The 19,903-nt window shown below is 48.8% G+C and carries 19 protein-coding genes; 9 read left to right on the top strand and 10 right to left on the bottom strand.

Going from position 1 to position 19,903, the window contains the following annotated elements:
• Positions 1–29: 29 nt before the first annotated feature.
• The 8 genes from BM412_RS30200 to BM412_RS30165 all read right to left on the bottom strand — a co-directional run bounded on the left by BM412_RS30200 (position 30) and on the right by BM412_RS30165 (position 10,117).
• Positions 30–887, bottom strand: a complete 858-nt coding sequence (locus BM412_RS30200; protein ID WP_091225421.1) for a protein kinase family protein — start codon at positions 885–887, stop codon at positions 30–32.
• 130 nt (positions 888–1,017) lie between these two features.
• Positions 1,018–1,863 (bottom strand): carbohydrate ABC transporter permease, encoded by an 846-nt coding sequence (locus tag BM412_RS30195; protein ID WP_091225420.1) that lies wholly within the window; start codon positions 1,861–1,863, stop codon positions 1,018–1,020.
• A gap of 13 nt (positions 1,864–1,876) precedes the next feature.
• On the bottom strand, positions 1,877–2,779 hold the full coding sequence (locus tag BM412_RS30190) for a carbohydrate ABC transporter permease (protein WP_091225419.1): 903 nt from the start codon (positions 2,777–2,779) through the stop codon (positions 1,877–1,879).
• A gap of 88 nt (positions 2,780–2,867) precedes the next feature.
• Positions 2,868–4,250, bottom strand: coding sequence for an ABC transporter substrate-binding protein (locus tag BM412_RS30185; protein ID WP_091225418.1), 1,383 nt, complete (start codon positions 4,248–4,250; stop codon positions 2,868–2,870).
• Positions 4,251–4,405: 155 nt separating this feature from the next.
• Positions 4,406–5,716 (bottom strand): extracellular solute-binding protein, encoded by a 1,311-nt coding sequence (locus BM412_RS30180; protein WP_218163204.1) that lies wholly within the window; start codon positions 5,714–5,716, stop codon positions 4,406–4,408.
• Positions 5,703–6,689 carry a substrate-binding domain-containing protein gene (locus BM412_RS30175; RefSeq protein WP_091225416.1) on the bottom strand — a complete coding sequence of 329 codons (987 nt, stop codon included), beginning with the start codon at positions 6,687–6,689 and terminating at the stop codon, positions 5,703–5,705. The genes BM412_RS30180 and BM412_RS30175 overlap by 14 nt, the downstream gene beginning before the upstream one ends.
• A gap of 12 nt (positions 6,690–6,701) precedes the next feature.
• Entirely contained in the window at positions 6,702–8,489 is a 1,788-nt protein-coding gene (locus BM412_RS30170) for a cache domain-containing sensor histidine kinase (protein WP_091225415.1), read from the bottom strand.
• Between the two features lie 2 nt (positions 8,490–8,491).
• Positions 8,492–10,117 carry a response regulator transcription factor gene (locus BM412_RS30165; protein ID WP_091225414.1) on the bottom strand — a complete coding sequence of 542 codons (1,626 nt, stop codon included), beginning with the start codon at positions 10,115–10,117 and terminating at the stop codon, positions 8,492–8,494.
• 225 nt (positions 10,118–10,342) lie between these two features.
• Between BM412_RS30165 and BM412_RS30160 the strand changes: the two genes are divergently transcribed.
• Genes BM412_RS30160 through BM412_RS30150 form a run of 3 tightly spaced genes read left to right on the top strand, consistent with a single transcriptional unit; the run spans position 10,343 to position 11,761 of the window.
• A complete protein-coding gene (locus BM412_RS30160; protein ID WP_091225413.1) occupies positions 10,343–10,789 on the top strand; it encodes a hypothetical protein in 447 nt (148 codons plus the stop codon).
• A 7-nt stretch (positions 10,790–10,796) separates the two neighbouring features.
• Positions 10,797–11,009 (top strand): helix-turn-helix transcriptional regulator, encoded by a 213-nt coding sequence (locus BM412_RS30155; protein WP_091225412.1) that lies wholly within the window; start codon positions 10,797–10,799, stop codon positions 11,007–11,009.
• Positions 11,010–11,026: 17 nt separating this feature from the next.
• The gene (locus tag BM412_RS30150; RefSeq protein ID WP_091225411.1) at positions 11,027–11,761 is read left to right on the top strand and encodes a DUF4386 domain-containing protein; all 735 of its coding nucleotides are present in this window, start codon (positions 11,027–11,029) and stop codon (positions 11,759–11,761) included.
• A 237-nt stretch (positions 11,762–11,998) separates the two neighbouring features.
• On the opposite strand, the gene BM412_RS30145 is transcribed toward BM412_RS30150, so the two are convergent.
• Positions 11,999–12,259 (bottom strand): hypothetical protein, encoded by a 261-nt coding sequence (locus tag BM412_RS30145; protein WP_371264882.1) that lies wholly within the window; start codon positions 12,257–12,259, stop codon positions 11,999–12,001.
• A 204-nt stretch (positions 12,260–12,463) separates the two neighbouring features.
• Here BM412_RS30145 and BM412_RS30140 point away from each other — a divergent pair, with 204 nt between their 5' ends.
• The 3 genes from BM412_RS30140 (at position 12,464) to BM412_RS30130 (ending at position 14,267) form a co-directional block, all read left to right on the top strand.
• The gene (locus tag BM412_RS30140; protein ID WP_091225410.1) at positions 12,464–12,868 is read left to right on the top strand and encodes a CBS domain-containing protein; all 405 of its coding nucleotides are present in this window, start codon (positions 12,464–12,466) and stop codon (positions 12,866–12,868) included.
• A gap of 160 nt (positions 12,869–13,028) precedes the next feature.
• Complete coding sequence (locus BM412_RS30135; RefSeq protein WP_091225409.1) at positions 13,029–13,751, top strand: siderophore-interacting protein; 723 nt, start codon at positions 13,029–13,031, stop codon at positions 13,749–13,751.
• A 3-nt stretch (positions 13,752–13,754) separates the two neighbouring features.
• Positions 13,755–14,267, top strand: a complete 513-nt coding sequence (locus tag BM412_RS30130) for a MarR family transcriptional regulator (protein WP_091225408.1) — start codon at positions 13,755–13,757, stop codon at positions 14,265–14,267.
• A gap of 40 nt (positions 14,268–14,307) precedes the next feature.
• On the opposite strand, the gene BM412_RS30125 is transcribed toward BM412_RS30130, so the two are convergent.
• A complete protein-coding gene (locus BM412_RS30125; protein WP_091225407.1) occupies positions 14,308–15,570 on the bottom strand; it encodes an MFS transporter in 1,263 nt (420 codons plus the stop codon).
• A gap of 500 nt (positions 15,571–16,070) precedes the next feature.
• Here BM412_RS30125 and BM412_RS30120 point away from each other — a divergent pair, with 500 nt between their 5' ends.
• From BM412_RS30120 to BM412_RS30110, 3 genes are all read left to right on the top strand, one after another.
• Positions 16,071–17,189 carry a BMP family lipoprotein gene (locus BM412_RS30120; RefSeq protein ID WP_091225406.1) on the top strand — a complete coding sequence of 373 codons (1,119 nt, stop codon included), beginning with the start codon at positions 16,071–16,073 and terminating at the stop codon, positions 17,187–17,189.
• Positions 17,190–17,306: 117 nt separating this feature from the next.
• Positions 17,307–18,830, top strand: a complete 1,524-nt coding sequence (locus tag BM412_RS30115; RefSeq protein ID WP_091225405.1) for an ABC transporter ATP-binding protein — start codon at positions 17,307–17,309, stop codon at positions 18,828–18,830.
• Positions 18,827–19,903 carry an ABC transporter permease gene (locus BM412_RS30110; RefSeq protein ID WP_091225404.1) on the top strand — a complete coding sequence of 359 codons (1,077 nt, stop codon included), beginning with the start codon at positions 18,827–18,829 and terminating at the stop codon, positions 19,901–19,903. Before BM412_RS30115 ends, BM412_RS30110 begins: the two co-directional genes overlap by 4 nt.

Here is a 19,903-nt window from a genome sequence, read left to right as displayed (position 1 = left end):
CAAGAGAGGTACCAATTATCGCATATTCGTCAAGCGTTCGTCCAAGCCTCGTAGTAGTCAGCGATGGTCGGATAGCGATCGTCTTTCTCTGCACTAACCGCGCGCAGAGCTGCGAGGTACTGCTTCTCGGAAGCTTGCCATTTATCGATAGAACGGTCCATGCCGCCGCCCATCAGCTGGAATGCGGTGGCCCCCATTACGAAAACATTGGAGCGTTCATCAATCTCGGCGCCTAGCTGGAATTCTTCCGGAGACATATACCGACTGGAGCCCCACATACGTCCCATTGTATTGATTACGGGTCTCTTGCTGTACACTTCAATGTCGCAAACCATGGTCCGTTGCGTGCGGAAGTCATACATGATACTGCCATCGTAGAAATCTAAGGCGATATAACCGCAGTTGTTGGTATGAATGTGAAATAGCAAGAGGTCTCTGTATATCGCCAGCTTCTCTTCGATCGGCAGAGCTAAGAATTTATCATGAGACTGATATTGTCTGCCCATACATTCGCCATCGAACCATTCATAGACGGTCAGATAGCCCTCGGGAATTTCCTTGTGCGCGATCATAGCTATGAGCACCGGATGACGCAAATCCTCATAAACAACTACGGTGGATCGAAGTCTAGCGATGGCTGCTTCCGGACTGACATTACTCTCTAATGTGGCTGCACCGGCCATTTTCAAGAACAGCTTCCTGTTCTCGTTTTTACTCTCGTTATCGTTCTCACTCCTGCACTCGTTCTCGCTCTGAACGCCAAAGCACAGGTATCCCGAATCCTGCTTATCGAATACGGCAAAGACCTCGCCGTATTCACCAAGAAAATCAAAGTCAAAATCTTCTTTCAACCCGAAGGAAACGCCATCGATGGTTCGTGTTATCATCTCTGCCTCCTTGAATTTGTCGCTTCGCCACTATCCATTTATTACAAGTATAACGGAATCCGGCCAGCGAATGCGAAAAAAAGGGCTGTCCCACAAGTCATTCAAGACGACGATGGGACAGCCCTTATTCTTATTTAACGGCGCCAGCGGTTATGCCGCTCGCGATTCGACGTTGGAAGATGATGTACATGAACAGAACAGGTACGATCGTGATGAGCAAAGCAGCGAATAGAGGACCCCACTCTGTCCGATATTGCATTTCTGCTCGCATAACGCCGATCTCAACAGGCAGCGTATACTGCAGCGGATCATTAACGAGGATCGTACCTACGATATACTCGTTCCAGATGTTCAAGACATTAATGATCGCAAGGGTAATCAACCCCGGCTGCGACAACGGCAGCATGACCCGGAAGAACGTGCCGAAATAAGAAGTACCGTCGACGATAGCCGCTTCCTCAAGTTCCTTCGGCAATGATTTAAAGAAACCGACGAGCACGAAGATTCCGAAAGCCAGCAAGCTTGAGGCATAGACGACGATTAATCCGAACTTCGTGTTAATCAAATGCATCGAATTCATTAGGAAGAACAATGGAATAAGAGCCAGCACGAACGGAATCATCATCGACGAAATGTAGAGCAGATACAGCATGTTGCTGCCTCTGAACTTGTATCTTGCCAGCACGTAAGCCGTCATAGCCGATAAGATAAGGCCGAGCCCCGTAGAACCGGCCGTGACCACAATCGAGTTAATGAAATAGGTGCCGAAGTTGTAGTTGCTCCATACATAGGAGAAATTGGACCACAGAAGCGGGAATTCCGGTAAGGACCACGGCGCGTTGCGGAAGAATTGCTCGTTATTTTTCAAAGCGTCCAGGAGTGTCCAAAGCAGTGGGTATAAGACGGATATGCCCCATACGACAAGGATTCCATAGAAGAATAGTTTAGCGACTGGATTTCTTAAACCTACAATCATCTCGAAGTCCTCCTTAACTCATCTCGACGGTTTCGTGGCGCATTAACCGTTGAAGTACGATAGTCGTAATTAACGACAAGATCAAGATGATAAATCCGATCGAAGCACCATAGCCGAAATGATATTGGCGGAATGCCATTTGGTATAAATAGGAGCCCATAACCTGCGTGCTGTTATCCGGACCGCCCTCTGTCATAATCCACACAATGACGAACGAGCCGTTAAGCGTCGTCATCATGATATTGAGCGTCGAAACTTTAATTTGCTCCCAAACGAGCGGAAGGGTAATGTTGCGGAATTGCCCCCATTGTCCCGCTCCTTCTAAGCTGGCAGCTTCGTAATAGGAGTCCGGAATGCTCTGGATCGCGGCGATCAGGAGGATCATATAAAATCCGATACCGGCCCAAATGGCCGGAGGCAGCAGCATCCAAATCGTGTGATTCGTAAATCCAAGCCAAGTAATCGTGACCTGTTCTTTGGTGAATAACGACAGAAACGCGTTCAAGAAACCGATTTGCGGATTATATATGAAGTTCCACAATACGCCGATAACGACGACGGAAATAACATTCGGAATGAAGAAAATCGAACGGAAGAACCCTGAGAGCCTAAAGCCAAACCGGGTAAGCGCTACAGCGAAAAAGGTGGCGATCGTCATAATGCCGATAACCTTGCCCACTACCAGAAAATAATCGTTGCCAATCGCTCTCCATACAATGGGATCGTGAAACAATTCCTTGAAATTATCCAAGCCGATAAACGTTTTATGCTGCGACATGCCGGACCAGTCGAAGAACGAGAAATACAATCCTTGCGCAACCGGATAAATCGTAAATACCCCAAAGAACAATAGAGTAGGGATAATGAAGGTTGCGATAAACACATTACGCTGCCACTTAGTGGTTCTATGAGTCATAGTGCCTGCCATCCCTCCGAGTAAATTCGCAGAGAAGGATCGAGGCGTCTGCCCCGATCACCCTCCGCGTTAAGCCTCTGAAGGCTTATTATTTACTTACTTTTTTTACTGCGTCAGTTACACGTTTGACCCACTCTTCAGGGGTGATTTTGCTAATTGTAAGGGCATCTGTTGCATCCATCATCGCTTTATCCACGTCCGCGTTGTAAGTGATCGTCGGGATAACAACTGTATTTGGATCTGTCAGATATTTCGCAGCATCTTTAACGAAGTTCGGCGCATTGGAAGCGCTGATATCGCCTTTGATGTTGGAAGGTGCACCGCTAAGCTCTGCCCACTGGGAAGCTTGCGCTTTAGAGAAGATGAATTGCAGGAATGCTTTCGCTGCATCTTTGTTCTTCGCATCTTTAGCGATTGCTACTGTCGATGTAGAAGTATTCGCTACGACTTTGCCGCCAGCATCTTGCGTTACGGAAGGAATGAAGCCGAAGTCGAAGCCATCCGGAATGTCTTTGGACATTTCGTTAGGCAGCCATAGGCCGTTCGGGATAAACGCATCCTTGTTTTGCAGGAAGAGCATTTGCGAATCGGTGTGGTTGATTTGAATCGACGCCGGATCGATGAAGCCTTTGTCGCGCAGCTCTACGATTTTGTTCAAAGCCGTAAGTACGGCAGGACTTTCGAAAGCTTCTACTTTGTTAGCTGCCATGTCTTGAAGGATGGTGAAATCATTGTTGTTTGCCGAAACGATGGCCGGATACAGAATCGATCCGTTGATGTAGTACGGATATTTACCTGTGTGGATAAATGGATTGATGCCGGCCGCTTTGATTTTGTCGCTTGTATCCAGGAAGGATTGGAAATCTGTTGGCTCCGTCCAACCTTTTTCTTTGAACAAGGCTTTGTTCCAGAACACGCCCCACGAGTTAAGTACGAGTGGAATGTTGTATACTTTGCCGTCGAATTGCTGTGCAGGCTGTGCCAGAATATCGGTGATGAGATCGCCGTCGATGTTCTTGGCATCCTTCAGCCAGTCGGTCAAATCTTCAAGTTGGCCATCTTCAACCATTTGGCGGTCATTCAAGCCGGCGCCGTCGATGTACACGAAATCAGGGGGGTTGCCTCCGATCCAACGCGGTTTCATTTGCTCATTGATTTGCGGACCGCCGGATTGTTTGATTTTCAGATCCGGGTTAGCGGCTTGGAAATCACTGATAACTTGTTTCCACCATTTGTCGCCGTATCCGCCAACGAAATATTGAATTTCGAAGTCGCCGGTTAATTTAGCGGTTGTATCCGTGGAGGTGTTAGTGGTATTGGTTGCTGTTGTGTTCTCCGAGGTATTGGCCGTCGTATTTTCGGTAGTCGTGCTTGCAGCCTCGTTGTTATTCTTGGAACCGCATCCTGTTAGCGATACGGCAGCCAGAATGCCGGCAAGACCGATTGCAGCCATTTTTTTGTTCATGGTCATAAAAACAAACCCTCCCAGTAATGATGATTTACGCTTCCTTTGGTAGCTCACAAGTGAACTCCAGCGCTTGTTCTCATCATAAGGTGGGAGGGCTTAAGTCTCTATCGAATATCTTCCACGAATTCTTTGTTTTCTTCTTTTCTTATTTTGCCGCGTTACCGGCCGCTCTTCGTTTCGGCGAATTGCTGCAGCTTGTCCAAGGCGTCCTTGGGAGTAAGATGCTCGTAGAGGACGGCATCTCCCATCTTGCGGGCATAATCGAGAACAGCTTGCCAAGCGGGTTCTCCAACCGGATAAAACATCGCTTTGCTCAGCGCATCGAGATTGCCTTTCATGACATTGTCTTGCATGGACATCCGGCTGCCTACCGTACTCGTGACGGGGAGGAGACCTTCGCGCTTGATCATATCGCCATAGGCCGAATCGTCGTATAGGAAATCCAGAAACTTGGACAACGCTTCTTTGTTCGTATGATCCGTCTTAAAGGAGATGAGCACGTCCTGCACGGCGAACGTAATCGGAGGCTGCCCGTCTTTCACGGGGATGGGGCCCTTGTCCCACTTGAGCGCGGGAAATTCCTTCGGCACAACGGAAGTGAAGTAGTTGCCCGAGATAAGCATGGCAAGTCCGCCTCCGCCCAGAATCCGCTGCTTCTCGTCGCGCGTCGTAACGGTCGGCTCGGGATCGGTTAACCCTTTATCGAACAACTGCTTCAGGTATGTCAATCCCGCGATATTCTCCGGAGAATTGATTGTCCATTTACCATCCTTGGTCCATGAACCTCCGGCTCCATAGAAGAAATAGGAGAGATACGCTTGGGTCTCATTGTCAGTCAGATCAACGCCGAAACCATCTGCAGCGCCTGCAGCTTTGATCTGCTGTGCCGCTTTCTCGAGCTCTGACCAAGTGGTTGGCGGAGACTTGATACCGGCCTTCTCCAGCAGCTCTTTGTTGTAGTACAAATTCCGCGTCGAGGCAACGTACGGCAAGGCGAACTGCGTACCGTTCATCCGATCCATCGCGACTAAATTCGGGTAGAGTCTAGCGGCGAGCTCCTTCGAAATAATCGTACCCATATCATTGAGCAGGCCGTCCTGGGCAAAATGAGCGTATACATTCGTATTTAAAAGATCGGGCGGTTGGTTTTTGCTAATCATCGTCGTGTAGATGCCATCAAGAATGTCCCAGTTCGCGACCTGCAGCTCGACGTCGATCAGCGGGTTTTTGATTTCGAAATCTTTCACGAGCTTCTCCAGGAACGGCTTCGTTTCCGTACTGTATTCAGCGGCAACAAACCGAATAAGGGCTCTATCCTCCTTGGCGGGAGGAGTCGGCTCTTCGCCCGATGACATGCAGGAGGACAGGATAACGGATAGGAAGATTGCAGAAAATGCTGCCTTCGAATAATGCGCGGGACGGAAGAAGACGTTCATATGCGGCTCACACCCTTCTCTATTTGTTCTCAATGAATGGAAACAGCAGCTTCTGATTCTCCGGCAAATACATATTTTTGCGATTGATGACATTGGATTCGATGTATGTAACGGGAGCCGTATTCGTGCCTTCGATCAGGCTTAAGGCTCTCTTCACGCCGAGATAGCCCATATTAAACGGCTTCTGCACGATGACCGCATTCAAGACGCCTTCCTCCAGCAGCTGGATTTCGTAGAAGGAGCTGTCGAAGCCGATCAGCTTGATCGCACCTGCTTTGTTCTGTTCCTTTAACAATTTGGCAACGCCGATGGTCGCGGATTCGTTCATCGTAATGAAGGTATTGAAGGACCGACCTTCGTCCAGCAGCTTCTTGGCCATGTCGTAGGCTTTATCTTCGGATTGCTCGCCATAATAAACGCCGACAATGCTGTTCTTATAGCGCTCAAGGGCATGCTTCAAACCCTCCAGCCGCTCCTTCGAGATGGTGGCATCCGCATGATCGCTTATAATCGCGATGACGGGATTTCTCTTCGTCACATTAATTGCCGTTTCTCCCGCTAACCGCCCGGCCTCTACATGATTGTTAGACACGACAACGGGGGCGGATTTCATCTCAAGCGGAGTATCGATCACGACCAATTTAATGCCCTCTTCACGAATTTGTTTGAATAAGGCAGGCATGCGGTCATCCGCATAAGGTGCCACCACAATCGCTTGCGGCTTCTGACTGATGGCCTCTTCCAGCACATGAATTTGCTCCTCCGCGTCTCCTTCTTGCAGCGGGCCTTGGACGTTAAGAGTGAGCCCGTTCTCTTTGGCCGCCGCCGCCGATCCCGCACTGACCGCCTGCCAGAAATCCGAACGAACGTTTAAGGACTTCAGGACGACCGTAATGCTCTTCTCATGATGGTTCGTCACGCTAAACAGCTTAAAGTAGAAAATCGAATAAACCGCTGCAATGAATAATACAAGGGCCAGCCCTATCGTAAATCTCTGCCTAAACATAACATTCTCCCTTTAACCGAGTTTCGGGATCGAAATCGAAACGCAAGTGCCGACTTCGATTTCACTGCGAATTTGGATGCCGTATTCATAGCCGAAATACAGCTTAATCCGCTCGTTGACGTTCCTGATCCCAATGCCTTGATTGCGGGTTTCCCCTTCGACAGGGATCAGCAGGCGTTCGGCCTGCTCCGGCGTCATGCCGAAGCCGTTATCCTCGACCTCGAAGATGATCTTATCCTCCGTCTGCCAGCCGCGAATGGTAATGATGCCGTCATTAATGCCGTATTTATTGCGTATGCCATGATAGATCGCATTCTCGATTAAAGGCTGAAGCAAGATCTTCAACGTTTTGAAGCCCAGAATCGATTCATCCATCTGAATATCATATTCGAGCTCCTCGTACCGCATCTTCTGAATGAGCAGGTAGTTCGTGATATGCTCGATCTCCACGCGAATCGGTACCAGCTCCTGATCCTTCGTAATACTGGCACGAAATAGCTTCGCTAATGCCGATGTCATCAGAACGACCTCTTCATGCTGCTTCTGCTCCGCCATCCATACGATGGAATCCAAGGTGTTGTATAAGAAATGGGGATTGATCTGCGATTGCAGCAGCAGCAGCTCGCTCTTCCTCTTGCTCTCTTGATTATGAATCGTCTCTTCCATGAGAGACTTGGTTCGACTGACCATCATATTAAAGGAACGGCCGAGCTGCCCGATCTCGTTCATTTGCCCGATTTCCGTCTGAATGTCGAAGTTGCCTTTCTCCACTTGCTTCATATCGGATTGCAGCACTTTGATCGGCTTCGATAAACGGTGCGAGAGCCAAACCGAGATAAGCAGGGAGATAGCCAGTCCGCACAAGGAATAGAGGAGGATCGAGTTTCTTAAGTCGTCCTTGCTCGCAATAAGATCGTCCGTGTAGGCAACGCCGGCGATTTTCCAGCCGAAATTCGTATCCTGCACGGAATAAATCCGCTTGCCTTCGCCGTCATTCACGACGAAGGAGCTGCCGCTTGATGCCTTGATGACATCGGCGATTCTCTCCGTCCGCAATTTACTGTCAATTAACTGTTGCTGAGGATGATAGACAATGTTGCCGCTATTATCGACGATGAAGAGGTAGCCTTTCTTGCCTAAGTCGATATTTTTGCAAATATCATTGATGATGCTGAGGTTCAGATCGACCAGGAAGACGCCTTCCGCCGTAATGCCGTCCGTGCTTTTGAGCTCCCGGCTCAAAGAAACGACCCAGCGGTATTCGTTCTGGATAATGTTCTGCACATGGGGCGAGGAGATGACGGATTTGCCGCCCTCGCTTTTGGCCATCTGGAACCAGCTTTGATCGGACAGCTTCATATTGGGATTCAAGTTCGTAATGCGCCTGTCGGAAACGAAACGCCCATTGTAGCCAAAAACCATAATCGAAGCGATGTCATTGCGCGTGTATAAGATCGCTTGGAAGAGGTCGGATATACGTTTCTCGTAGATCCGACGATCCTCGGCGCTGATGTACGAATTGTCGGATATGTAGTACTTCACGTCCTTGTTCGTCAACGCGAGCAAGGAAATGTTCTCCATGTTATCCACGTAGGACTGAATATTCATGTTCACTTGTTTGATGATTTCTTCGATATAACCCTTGGAATTACGTTCAACCGCATCGACCGACAGCTGATAGCTGATTAAGCTCGTCAGCACGATTGCCGCAAGGATGAGAAGAGAGAACGCCAAGGAGATATTCGATTGAATGCTTTTTAACGGAAAAAGGGGTATTCTTCGCGCGCGTTCGCTTGGCATCGTTAGTTTCCGCTCTCCTTAAGCTGCTTCTCTCTGAAGTCCTTTGGGGTGATACCGGTATGCTTCTTGAACAGGATGCTGAAATAATTCGGATCCTTGTAGCCGACCTGTTCGGCAATTTCATAGAATTTCATCGTCGTGTTATGAAGGAGCTCCTTCGCCCGCGCAATGCGTACCCCGGTCAAATATTCGATATACGTTTCGCCGGTATGCTGCTTGAAGACGAGGCTGAAGTAGCTGGTGCTCATCAAGACGTGACGGCAGATATCCTGTAGCGACATTTTATCGTTGGCGTAGTTCGTTTCGATATACTCGACTGCCCTGTGAATTTGCATGTTCGTCAAATGGCTGCGGTTATCGGCAATCGTGGACATCACCGAGCGCACGACATCCTTGAGCCAAATCTCGACTTCATCCAGCGTCTTGAGTCCATAGACATCCATGAGCCGCATCTGCCGGTCGAAGGACGCTTCCGGATCATGGGCAACGAGCTCTTGAATCGAGTTCATCAAGGACAGCACGACCTTCTGCATCTGCAGGAAGCAGGCTTCGATCGGAGCAAGGGAGGATTTCAGCTCCGCGACACCGTCCTCGATAAGCTGAAAAGCTTCCTGGGCAGCGCCCCTCTTGACGGCGGAAGCCAGCTTGCGGTCCCAATCGAGCTGAGGAGGCAGCGGAATGGAAGGTTTGCCTTCCATATCCAAAATGCTGAGCACGCGGTTCTTGCCGAGCAAGAAGCGGTAGTCCAAGACGGATAGCGCGCTTTTATACGATTCCGGCAGCTGTTCAAGATGAGCGCAGGCTCGTCCGATGCCGATCGTGACCGTAAACTTTAAATACTTCTCGATATGGTGCCGCACTTGCTCCGCCAGGGAATAGACCTGCTCGTAGAGCAAGCTTTCGTCATCCTGACCCGATATAATGGCAACCATGCGCTCCTCCCTCGTACGGAAGAGCATAACGCCCTCGCGTTCGAGCGTTTCTTTGAAGATATCAAAAGCCGCAAACCGCAGAAACTCCACATCATGCTCATAAGAATGAAGCTCCCGGTCTCCGAAATCATCAATGTCGACGATGAGCACAACATGCAGGGGAAGCGGCGCCGGAATGCCGAAATAGGAGAACCGTTCGGTGATTTCCTCATGATTGAGTCCTACTGCGACCAGGCGTTCGAGGAAGCGTTCTTTCAATAGAGGAAGGCTCTGGTTCAATTGGCTCTTCAGCCGCCCGAGATCCTCGCGGTGCTTGGTTTCTTCGTCCATTTCTTTCTTGACGCGATTGAGCAAGGCGCGGATTTCATTGGCCGTGATCGGCTTTAAGATGAAATCGGACACTTTCAATCGTATCGCTTGCTGCGCATATTCGAACTCATCAAAGCCCGTTAATATAATGATTTTGATATAAGGATATTGAGTAGAGATCAATCCGGCCAGCTCAAGGCCATCCATGAATGGCATGCTGATGTCCGAGATAACGAGGTCCGGCTTGTGCTGCTCGACTGCATCCCAAGCTTCGCGACCGTTCGCATAATCGCCGATCAATTCGAAGCCATGCTCGTTCCAGTTAATCGTATTTTTCAATCCGACCCGGACAACCGCTTCATCATCCACAATAATCACTTTGTACATCGGCGTTCCTCCAGCCCACCCGCAGTAAGTATAAGCGCTATAACCATTTCAATTATGCCTTATCTATAGACCGCTTATAAAGTCTTATTATTTGAAGTTGGTTTAGGGAGTTTATTTTTCCGCCTATTTATGTATAGTAAACTTGACATTATGTATGGTTTTCATTACATTATGTATAAGGTAATTTACTTCATTTATGGGAAATGATAAATAGGAGGCAAATCCATGACTTACCAAGAGAAGAAGAGCATCGTTTCTTTAATCAGCACTATCGTTATTTTCGGCTCTTATTGCTTGTACATGTATTCACAGTACCCCGAAGGCGGGCTTGAAGCGGAGGAAGTCTTTCATTATTGGGGCTCGTTCGTCCTCATTCTCATGGTGGTCTCTATCGTTGCGCATATCTTGGTCAGCGTTATTTTTAACATCATCTTCAGAATCACCACGCAAGAAAAAGAGCCGACCTTCGCAGATGAGCTGGATAAACTTATCGAGCTTAAAGCGAATCGGATTTCGTTCTTCGTGTTTATCCTCGGTTTTCTGCTTGCTATGGGATCGCTGGTTATGGATCAGCCTTCACAGGTCATGTTCGTTATTCTGATCGCCGGCGGATTCATATCCGATGTGACCGGCTCCTTCACTAAACTTTATCACTATAGGAGAGGAGTTTAAGTCTAAGATGAGTAAGCATCTTGTCGGCAATCACATCCGCAAATTACGCTTCACCCATGATGAAATCACACAGCAGCAATTGGCTGACAAGGTGGGCGTAACCAGACAAACCATCGTGGCTTTGGAGAAGGGCAATTACTCCCCGTCTTTGGAGCTTGCTTTTCGCATCGCGCACGCGTTTAATTTGCCTTTGGAAGAAATTTTCTTTTATGGGGAATAGAAGAGGAGATGGGGAACATGATGCCACCTAAATTAGCTGCGAAGATTGTGGGAGTACTGTTTATCCTTGCTGCCGTTACGTCGATAATCGCTGCTTTTATTTTGTACAAACCGATCCTAAATAATCCTGATTATCTGGTTGAAGGTGCTAAGCAAGCAAACCAAGTCATATTGGGAACGGTGATGGAGTTAACGCTTGTCGTTTCTGCGATTGGTACGGCAACCACCATGTTCCCCATTCTCAGAAAATACAATGAAACGATTGCGCTGTGGCATGTATGCTTTCGATTTCTTGAAGCGATTATGATTGCGGTTGGCATAATCAGCGTGCTGTCCTTGGTGACGCTAAGTCGAGCATTTGTTGCGGGAGGAGCGACGGATACGGCCGCGTTTCAAGCTTCCGGCACTCTATTAACAGCGATACATGACTGGACCTTTCTGCTTGGGCCGTTATTCTTGCTGGGGATCAATACAATGATGTACAGTTATATCTTCTATAGATCGAGGCTTGTACCGAGGTTTATTCCGATCTTGGGCATGACAGGGGCGATTCTCGTTTTCACTTGCGCGCTGCTGGTCATGTTCGGCGTAATCGAACAGGTTTCATTCTGGGGTGGGATTCTGGCGCTGCCCGTAGCAGCGAACGAAATGATCCTCGCGGTGTGGCTTCTTATTAAAGGTTTCAATGATTCGGCACTTGCTTCTCTATCTGTAAATAATACTAAACCGACTACAATTACTGCCTATATGTAACGGAAACGTGCCGACTGAAATGAAGCAAATGGTTGGTGCGAAGTTAAGTGTTGTGTCTCCTCTTACTTTGTTGAATGTGTGTAGAGTACTGCTCCAAAATGAATAAAGCCACCTTTCCTGAGTTCAGAAAAGGTGGCTTTCCGTTATGCGAGATTCAGTCGATCCGGCACAAGTTACGATTTTAACGATAATCAGTAAATTTAAACTTCTTTAATTGGTTTGAATCCAGCCTCTTCTCTACTGACAAGCCGGATACGGCATAATATCATTAATTTGATTGAACGGATAATGGAATGTCGCGAATTGACTCGCGTACAAATATTGCATGACATATACCTCGCCGCCTTGAACGCCGCAGATGACGCCGGATACGCCTTGGCCGTTTCGCAGGGAGATCCCGACTAGGCGCCCAGTAAGATACATTGCTTTCTGCTGCACCGACATGTTAATCTGTGCCTGACCGGGATTTTGCATTTGACCCGGACTTTGCATGAACATACGGAATCACTCCTTACGAAGAATGAAAAGCTGGGCATGCGGAAACGTTTATTGCATTTAGTGTATGCCCTGCCGAGGGCAGACGCCTTCCGCCGATACCCAGTATACTAATAGGCAGCATTAATTTTGAACGGTAGTGTTTCAAACAAGCGGTTTCGAGGTAATAACAATCTTGAACCTGCAACCAGAGGAGGGGCGAATGTAATGGAAATTAGTTACTTTTTGCTGCCGAAGGATAAAGTGTCATATCTGACGACCTCAGCAACAATGAAAGATGCAATTGAGAAGCTGGAAGCTTGCCACTATACAGCAATACCAATTATTGATGAGGAAGGAAAGTATATCGGCACATTGTCCGAAGGCGATTTGCTATGGAAGCTTAAGGATACGGCCGGCTTAACCTTTGATAATATGAACGAAGTTCCTGTGAGCCGACTTAAGAAGAGGATTTATAATGAGTGCGTTGCTATTGGAGCGATGATGGACGACATGCTGACTCTGGCGGCCGATCAAAACTTCGTTCCGGTGGTCGATGATAATCGCATCTTCCTCGGCATTATAAGGCGTAAAGATATTATTGCATATTACACGCGCAATATTACGGACTGATGCAGCTTATTGTGCTTCATTACTGACAAGAACCTATCCGACTGCTCGGGTAGGTTCTTTTGCGTTCTCGTGTATGCACTCATCCTCGAGACGGATTACAGTGCAGCGGCGTCATGCTATATTGTTTCCTAGGAAACGATTATAGAGGAGCCGTGAAATCATGGGGCTGGTAGAAAGTCTGGTTAAGAAAATGTCGCGCAAGGCGGTCGTTGTACATAAACAACTAATTGCCGATCATACGTATCGCATTTCAATGGAGCTGCAGGAGTCGGAAAAGATGCCGTATTCACCGGGGGAATTTCTTCGCGTATTCGTGGGGGAGGATCAACCGGTCAAAATGTCGGAGATGATCCGGACATATTCGGTCTGGAATTATGACGCTCAGAGCCGGATTGTAGACATAGCTGCTTGTACGTTCTCTTCCGGTTCAGGGGCACGTTGGGCGAAGCAAGTAAAGGTTGGCGACCCGGTTCACTTCGCAGGGCCGAAGGGGAAATTCGTATCAGACGATTCCGGGGACTATTGCATCCTGATTGGCGATATTTCGGCCTTGGCCCATCTTTATGAGCTTAACCGGCATATCCCTGCCTCTAAGAAAGTGTTCAGCATCGTGTACGCGGAGAAGGAGCAATCGTTCTTCCCGGACCTGGATGGCGTAACGAAGCTTTCCTTCCGAGCTTTACCGTCGAATCCGGTACAAGCTTTGATTGAACAAATCGAGGACATCACTAAGCAGATGCCAGGAAGAGGAATGGTGTATGTTGGCGGCGATGGGAGAGTATGCGTGGAGCTTCATAACTATTTCAAGAAAACGTTACAATGGGATCGCGGGCAAATTAAAGTGAAGCCATTTTGGATGCCCGGCAAAACCGGACTCGAATAATCGATGAACGATCAGGAGAAGAAGCGATTATTTTGTCAGCTGCAGCAGTTGTTTCATCGGTATGAAGCGTTTGAGAAGAAGGAGAAAAGGCTGGTTCTGCCTTTTGCCAAGCAATGGGGAATTGCCAAGGCGACGCGCGATCTGACGTTGTCAGAGGTACATGTTGTTGAGCAGATTGGTCTCCATGCATCCATCAATGTGACCGGTATTGCGGATAAGATGGGCATGACCAAAGGGGCCATTTCCAAAATCAGCGTCAAATTGCTGAACAGAGGCTGGATCGAGAAAGTGGCTGCCGCAGGAAACCTGAAGGAAGTGTATTATCGATTGACGGCCGAGGGGAAGAAAGTACAACTCGCGCATAATCATTACCACGAGAAAGCGGAGCGTCAATTTAACGACTTTATACAGAACTATTCCGAGCAGCAATTGCAATTTATCGGCGTCTTGCTTGCTGATTTATCCCGGGAAATGGATAATGCCATGGCACAAATGGATAAAATGATAACGAAGTAGCAGACTGCTCTGACCAAGCATCGTAAGACAAGAAAAGAACCTATCCGACTTCTCGGATAGGTTCTTTCGCGTTCTCGCGGACATTGAGATACAGGAAGGCTGAGGCAATCAGCACGCCGCCTGCTACGCACCAGGTGATGGAAATCGAAGCATACTGGGCGATGTAGCCGTGGAGAAAGGAGCCGATCAGGCCGCCGAGCTGCAGGAATAACGAATTGAGCGACTGCATCGTCGAACGGTTGTTTTCGTTAAGCTGCTGATTGAACAGGGCGGTGTCCGGCGAGCTGGCAATGCCGTTGCACATGAACAAGATAAAGTAAAAGGCGGTGAAGCCTGCTACGCCATGTTGTGCAGCGAGAATAAGGAACAGGATGCCGAGCGCTGAACGCGATCCGAACAGCATGACCGTTACCGGTACTCGCAGCAGCCTGGAGAGCGGCGTGAAGAGCAGGTTCCCTGCGGAGGCAGAGAGGAAATAGCCGGCTGTCAGCAATCCGAATTGCCAATTCGCGGAATCGGGGCCGAGCATGTTCTTCACCTGCGGCTGCCAGTAGGTCTCGAGGCCGGAGAATCCGAACCCCCAAGCGAAGCTGGTTAGCAGAAGCAGGAACACGGCAATCTGTTTGAAGCCGTATTGCACGGAATCAGCGACCAGTTGAGGCAGCTGGCGGAAGCCGCTCAGCATGCTCTTCGATCTGCTTACATGGATTTGCTCCACCACAAGCTTGAACGTGAGCAAGAACTGGACCAAGATCATGACGGCCATGGCAATGAAATTAATGGAGTAGATGCCTGCGCCGAAATCCGAAGTGAGCGGACCGAGCAGATCGGGAAGCCAGCCCCCGGCAAGTGCGCTGATTCCCATCGCAAGCGGGATGAAGATCCCTGCTTTTGCAAGTTTGCTGCTTAAGTCGCCTTCGGGCTCAAGCCGATTGTGTTCATCTACGAACCAAGCATCAATGGATCCGGAGGAAAGTGCCCGGGCTGCTCCGAACAGGATGTAGCCGATCATAAGCGTAATCAGATTCCAAGAAATCATGACGAGCAGCACCGCGCCCAGCATGAAGAGCAAGGAGATCAGATACACGCGTTTACGGCCGAGCGCATCCGATAATCCGCCTGTCGGCAATTCGAGCAGCAGCACAGCCGCCGAGGATACGGCGAAGACAAGTCCGATCTCTTGCAGATTTAGTCCCTTATCCAACATGAACAAACTGGAGACGGGGAGGATCAAGCCGATAATGAACCAGTGCAGCGATTGATTCAGGATATAAACGAATAATAAGGATCGGGCGGATTTCATGCGAGTAGAACCTCCTGAAGAAGATAGGTTAAAGTGTAACGGTAAATGAATAAACGAACAAGACAATGTTACATGGACAAGGTTGCGTAAACGCGTTAAACTAATAAAGAAAAAGTGGTATTTTCTGCTAATTTGTCGAAACAAAGGTGAAGTAGCCGCATCTTTATGGGCTGTCCGCCCGTCATTTATGGTTGATCGGATGCGGAAACGGCATCATTGAACGAAGTGGGCCGAAAAAAATGATTTTTGAGCCAAAAAATATGGAAGAATTTATTCGTTATGGGAATGCTATACGTGAAACGTTTGAGATGTGACATAAGTGTGAGAAAACGTTACATAAGAAGGTAGAGACACTGGATTTAATCCGCAAAACTAGTTTACAAAAACCTCAAATCACCGTATATTTGATACAGGTCAAACAAATGCTAAAACAGGTTTTTTACAAATGTTCAGACTGGGGTTAGCAGTAAACTAAATATGGAAATGAGGAGTAGAATACCATGAAGAAAAGTTTAGTAACAATCGTGATCTGTATGCTTGCATTTGCAATGGTCGTAGGTTGCGGAAGCAAGAACAACAACACCAACAACGCAGGTGGGAATGCAGGTACAAACGAAGGCACCAAAGCTTCCTTTAAAGCGGGTATGGTTACAGACTCCGGCACAATTGATGACAAATCCTTTAACCAAGGCACTTGGGAAGGCTTGCAGCGCGCTACGAAAGATCTTGGCGTAGAAACAAAATACTTGAAACCGGCTGGTACGACGGAAGCTGACTACCTGAAAGAAATCGGCAACCTGTACGATGCAGGCTTCAAAGTAATCGTTGCACCGGGCTTCAAATTCGAAACGGCGATCTTTGCGGCACAAGATAAATATAAAGACGCAAAATTCGTTCTGATCGACGGCGCTCCTCATACTGCTGACGACTTCACACCGGTTGTGAAAGAGAATACGGTTTCGATCTTCTTCGCTGAGCATGAATCCGGCTTCATCGCGGGCGTAGCAACTGCGGTTCAATTGAAAGAAGGCGAAGCAGGCTTCATCGGCGGTATGGAAATTCCTGCCGTACAGAAGTTCAACTGGGGCTTCCAGCAAGGCGTGAAATACGCGAACGACAACCTGGGAACTAAAATTTCGATCAAAAAAGAAAACGTAGTTTACCAAGGCAGCTTCGACAACGTAGCGGCAGGCGGCCAACTGGCAGCTCAAATGTATGACCGCGGCGTTAAAGTCATCTTCACTGCAGCAGGCGGCGTAGGCGTTGGTGCAATCAACGAAGCTAAGACTCGCGCTAAAGCAGGCAAAGAAGTATGGATCGTTGGCGTTGACGGCGACCAATTCAAAGACGGCGTGTATGAGGGCGACAAATCCATCATCATCACTTCCGCAATGAAGAAAGTTAACTCCGCGTCCTTTGACATGATGAAAGCTGAGCAAGACGGTACATTCCCTGGCGGCAAAACATTGACGTTCGACATCAAGAACGATGGCGTAGGCTTGCCGGAAGAGAATCCGAACCTTAGCGAAGATACAATGACTAAAGTCAATGATGTTGAAGCTAAAATGAAAAGCGGCGATATCAAAGTAGCAGCTGAAAAAGGCGACCTTATTAAGTAAGAGTCTTTTGCTATAAACCTTCATTCAAAGAAGAGACGGGATGCTCCGTCTCTTTTTACCATTAATCGTCCTAATCAGCTTTACCCTTACGATCAATTAGGTAAAGGAGCCTATCGTATGGAATTTGTAGTGGAAATGTTGAATATTCATAAGGAATTTCCGGGGGTCGTAGCTAACGACGATATTACGCTCCAGCTTCGCAAAGGCGAGATTCACGCTTTGCTCGGAGAGAACGGGGCCGGTAAGTCCACGCTGATGAGCATCCTGTTCGGGATGTATCAGCCGGACCGCGGCACGATTAAGATCAATGGCGAACAGGTCAAGATCGCAAATCCGAATGTGGCAAACAAGCTTGGCATCGGCATGGTTCACCAGCATTTTAAGCTGGTCAGCAATTTTACCGTTACCGAAAATATTATTCTTGGCAATGAGCTTAAAAAAGGTTTTGTGCTAAACATCAATGGAGCAGCCCGCCGTATTGAGGAGCTCTCGAAGCGTTATGGCTTGAATGTGGATCCTCATGCGAAGATTGAGGATATTTCGGTTGGCATGCAGCAGCGCGTGGAAATCTTGAAGATGCTGTACCGGGACGCGGAAGTGCTCATTCTGGATGAGCCGTCAGCTGTTCTGACGCCGCAAGAAATTGAAGAATTGGGCAAAATCATGCTGAGCTTGATCGCGGAGGGCAAGTCGATCATTCTGATCACGCATAAGCTGAAAGAAATTAAAGCGGTAGCTAACCGGTGTACGGTCATCCGCCGCGGCAAAACAATCGGTACGGTTGATGTCGCGACAACGAGCGAGCTCAAGATGGCTGAGATGATGGTTGGACGCAATGTCTCGTTTAAAGTTGAAAAAGAAGGTAGTCGTCCGGGCGAAGTGATTCTGAAGCTGGATGGGCTCACCGTGAATAATAATAAAAACGTACCCGGGCTCAAAAACTTCTCGCTTGATGTTCGGGCAGGAGAAATCGTCGGTATCGCCGGCGTAGAGGGCAACGGACAAACTGAGCTGGTGGAAGCGATTACAGGCTTGCGCAAAGTCGAAAGCGGACGGATTGAAATCGACGGTCACGACATTACGCGCGAATCGATCCGAGGCCGGATACAGAAGGGCATCGCGCATATCCCGGAAGATCGTCAGAAACGGGGCTTGGTGCTGGATTACACGCTTGAAGAGAATATGATTTTGCAAATCTACAACCGCAAGCCGTTCGCTAAGCGGGGCATCCTGAACAAGGCTGCGATTCGTAAATACGCAAGCGGCATATTGGAGAGCTTCGACGTGCGTTCGGGCAGAGGCCCGCTTTCCTTATCGCGATCGTTATCCGGCGGTAACCAGCAGAAGGCGATCATCGGCCGAGAAATTGAACTGGATCCGGGTCTGTTGATCGCGGTTCAGCCTACGCGCGGCCTTGATGTCGGATCGATTGAATATATTCACAAGCGATTGATCGAGCACCGGAACAGAGGCAAGGCCGTGCTGCTCATCTCGCTGGAGCTTGACGAGGTGCTTAACGTGTCAGACCGCATCGCGGTACTCAATAACGGAGAATTGATCGGCGTCGTCAACGCGTCCGAGACAAACGAGAACGATATCGGCCTAATGATGGCCGGAGTCGGAAATGGGGGAGACCAATGAGAAATGTCATTATATCCCTATGCGCGGTAATATTCGGCTTACTCGGGGGCGCAATACTGATGGCCGCGACGGGTCATCAGCCATTCGAGGGCTACAGATACCTCTTCGAAGGCGGACTCAAGAATGCGTCGCGCTTCGGAGATACATTGGCAACCGGGACTCCGCTTATCTTCACGGGGCTGTCGGTCGCTTTTGCCTTCCGCACGGGCTTGTTTAATATCGGAGCTGCGGGCCAAATGCTGTTCGGCGGTTTCTGCGCCTCGGCAGTAGGTCTTAATATCGATACGTCAAGACCGCTGCTTCTGCTGCTCATGATCATTGCCGCTATCCTCGGCGGTGCCGTATGGGCGTTTATTCCGGGACTTCTCAAGGCCAGATTCAATGTGCATGAGGTTGTATCGACCATCATGATGAACTGGGTCGCTTATTGGACGATCTATTACGCCGTTCCGGCCTATCTGAAAGCAGAACAGATCGAGACGGAGTCCCGTTCCCTGGCTGACAAAGCTACATTGAGAGCGCCTTTCCTTTCCGATTTGTTCGGCGGCTCCTATGTGAACTTGGGCTTGTTCCTTGCAGTGATTGTCGTGATCATCATTGCATTCATCATCAACAAAACAACGCTCGGCTACGAGCTTAAAGCAGTCGGCTTCAACCGTCACTCGGCTGAATACGCCGGTATCGGGGTTAATCGCAGCATCATCACGTCCATGCTGATTTCCGGCGCACTCGCGGGACTTGGCGGCTTGGCGCAATACGCAGGTAACGGAAACAACATTCAGATCGGGATCTTGCCGACACAGGGCTATGATGGGATTGCGGTGGCGCTGCTTGGTGCCAACTCTCCGATCGGTGTATTGTTATCCGCGCTATTCTTCGGTCTCCTCTACTCCGGTCGCGGCTTTATGAATGCGATGACGGAAATACCGCCGGAAATTGCGGATTCCATTATCGCGATCATTATTTACTTCGCGGCAACGAGCGTGCTGATGGACAAGCTGATTACCCGATTCTTGTCCAAGCGTAAAGAGGCAGCTGCAAATTCAGCGGTCAGCGGAAAGGAGAAGGTGTAG

Origin of the sequence: Paenibacillus sp. BC26, assembly GCF_900116125.1 — a bacterium.
Lineage (GTDB): Bacteria > Bacillota > Bacilli > Paenibacillales > Paenibacillaceae > Paenibacillus_Z > Paenibacillus_Z lignilyticus.
This window is presented reverse-complemented; position numbering and strand designations above follow the sequence as displayed.

What these genes read in the sequence shown, in the direction of transcription:
- BM412_RS30200 (WP_091225421.1), bottom strand. Translation starts at nt 887, where the DNA reads ATGATAACACGAACCATCGATGGCGTTTCCTTCGGGTTGAAAGAAGAT.
- BM412_RS30195 (WP_091225420.1), bottom strand. Translation starts at nt 1,863, where the DNA reads ATGATTGTAGGTTTAAGAAATCCAGTCGCTAAACTATTCTTCTATGGA.
- BM412_RS30190 (WP_091225419.1), bottom strand. Translation starts at nt 2,779, where the DNA reads ATGACTCATAGAACCACTAAGTGGCAGCGTAATGTGTTTATCGCAACC.
- BM412_RS30185 (WP_091225418.1), bottom strand. Translation starts at nt 4,250, where the DNA reads ATGACCATGAACAAAAAAATGGCTGCAATCGGTCTTGCCGGCATTCTG.
- BM412_RS30175 (WP_091225416.1), bottom strand. Translation starts at nt 6,689, where the DNA reads ATGTTTAGGCAGAGATTTACGATAGGGCTGGCCCTTGTATTATTCATT.
- BM412_RS30170 (WP_091225415.1), bottom strand. Translation starts at nt 8,489, where the DNA reads ATGCCAAGCGAACGCGCGCGAAGAATACCCCTTTTTCCGTTAAAAAGC.
- BM412_RS30165 (WP_091225414.1), bottom strand. Translation starts at nt 10,117, where the DNA reads ATGTACAAAGTGATTATTGTGGATGATGAAGCGGTTGTCCGGGTCGGA.
- BM412_RS30160 (WP_091225413.1), top strand. Translation starts at nt 10,343, where the DNA reads ATGACTTACCAAGAGAAGAAGAGCATCGTTTCTTTAATCAGCACTATC.
- BM412_RS30155 (WP_091225412.1), top strand. Translation starts at nt 10,797, where the DNA reads ATGAGTAAGCATCTTGTCGGCAATCACATCCGCAAATTACGCTTCACC.
- BM412_RS30150 (WP_091225411.1), top strand. Translation starts at nt 11,027, where the DNA reads ATGATGCCACCTAAATTAGCTGCGAAGATTGTGGGAGTACTGTTTATC.
- BM412_RS30145 (WP_371264882.1), bottom strand. Translation starts at nt 12,259, where the DNA reads ATGTTCATGCAAAGTCCGGGTCAAATGCAAAATCCCGGTCAGGCACAG.
- BM412_RS30140 (WP_091225410.1), top strand. Translation starts at nt 12,464, where the DNA reads ATGGAAATTAGTTACTTTTTGCTGCCGAAGGATAAAGTGTCATATCTG.
- BM412_RS30135 (WP_091225409.1), top strand. Translation starts at nt 13,029, where the DNA reads ATGGGGCTGGTAGAAAGTCTGGTTAAGAAAATGTCGCGCAAGGCGGTC.
- BM412_RS30130 (WP_091225408.1), top strand. Translation starts at nt 13,755, where the DNA reads ATGAACGATCAGGAGAAGAAGCGATTATTTTGTCAGCTGCAGCAGTTG.
- BM412_RS30125 (WP_091225407.1), bottom strand. Translation starts at nt 15,570, where the DNA reads ATGAAATCCGCCCGATCCTTATTATTCGTTTATATCCTGAATCAATCG.
- BM412_RS30120 (WP_091225406.1), top strand. Translation starts at nt 16,071, where the DNA reads ATGAAGAAAAGTTTAGTAACAATCGTGATCTGTATGCTTGCATTTGCA.
- BM412_RS30115 (WP_091225405.1), top strand. Translation starts at nt 17,307, where the DNA reads ATGGAATTTGTAGTGGAAATGTTGAATATTCATAAGGAATTTCCGGGG.
- BM412_RS30110 (WP_091225404.1), top strand. Translation starts at nt 18,827, where the DNA reads ATGAGAAATGTCATTATATCCCTATGCGCGGTAATATTCGGCTTACTC.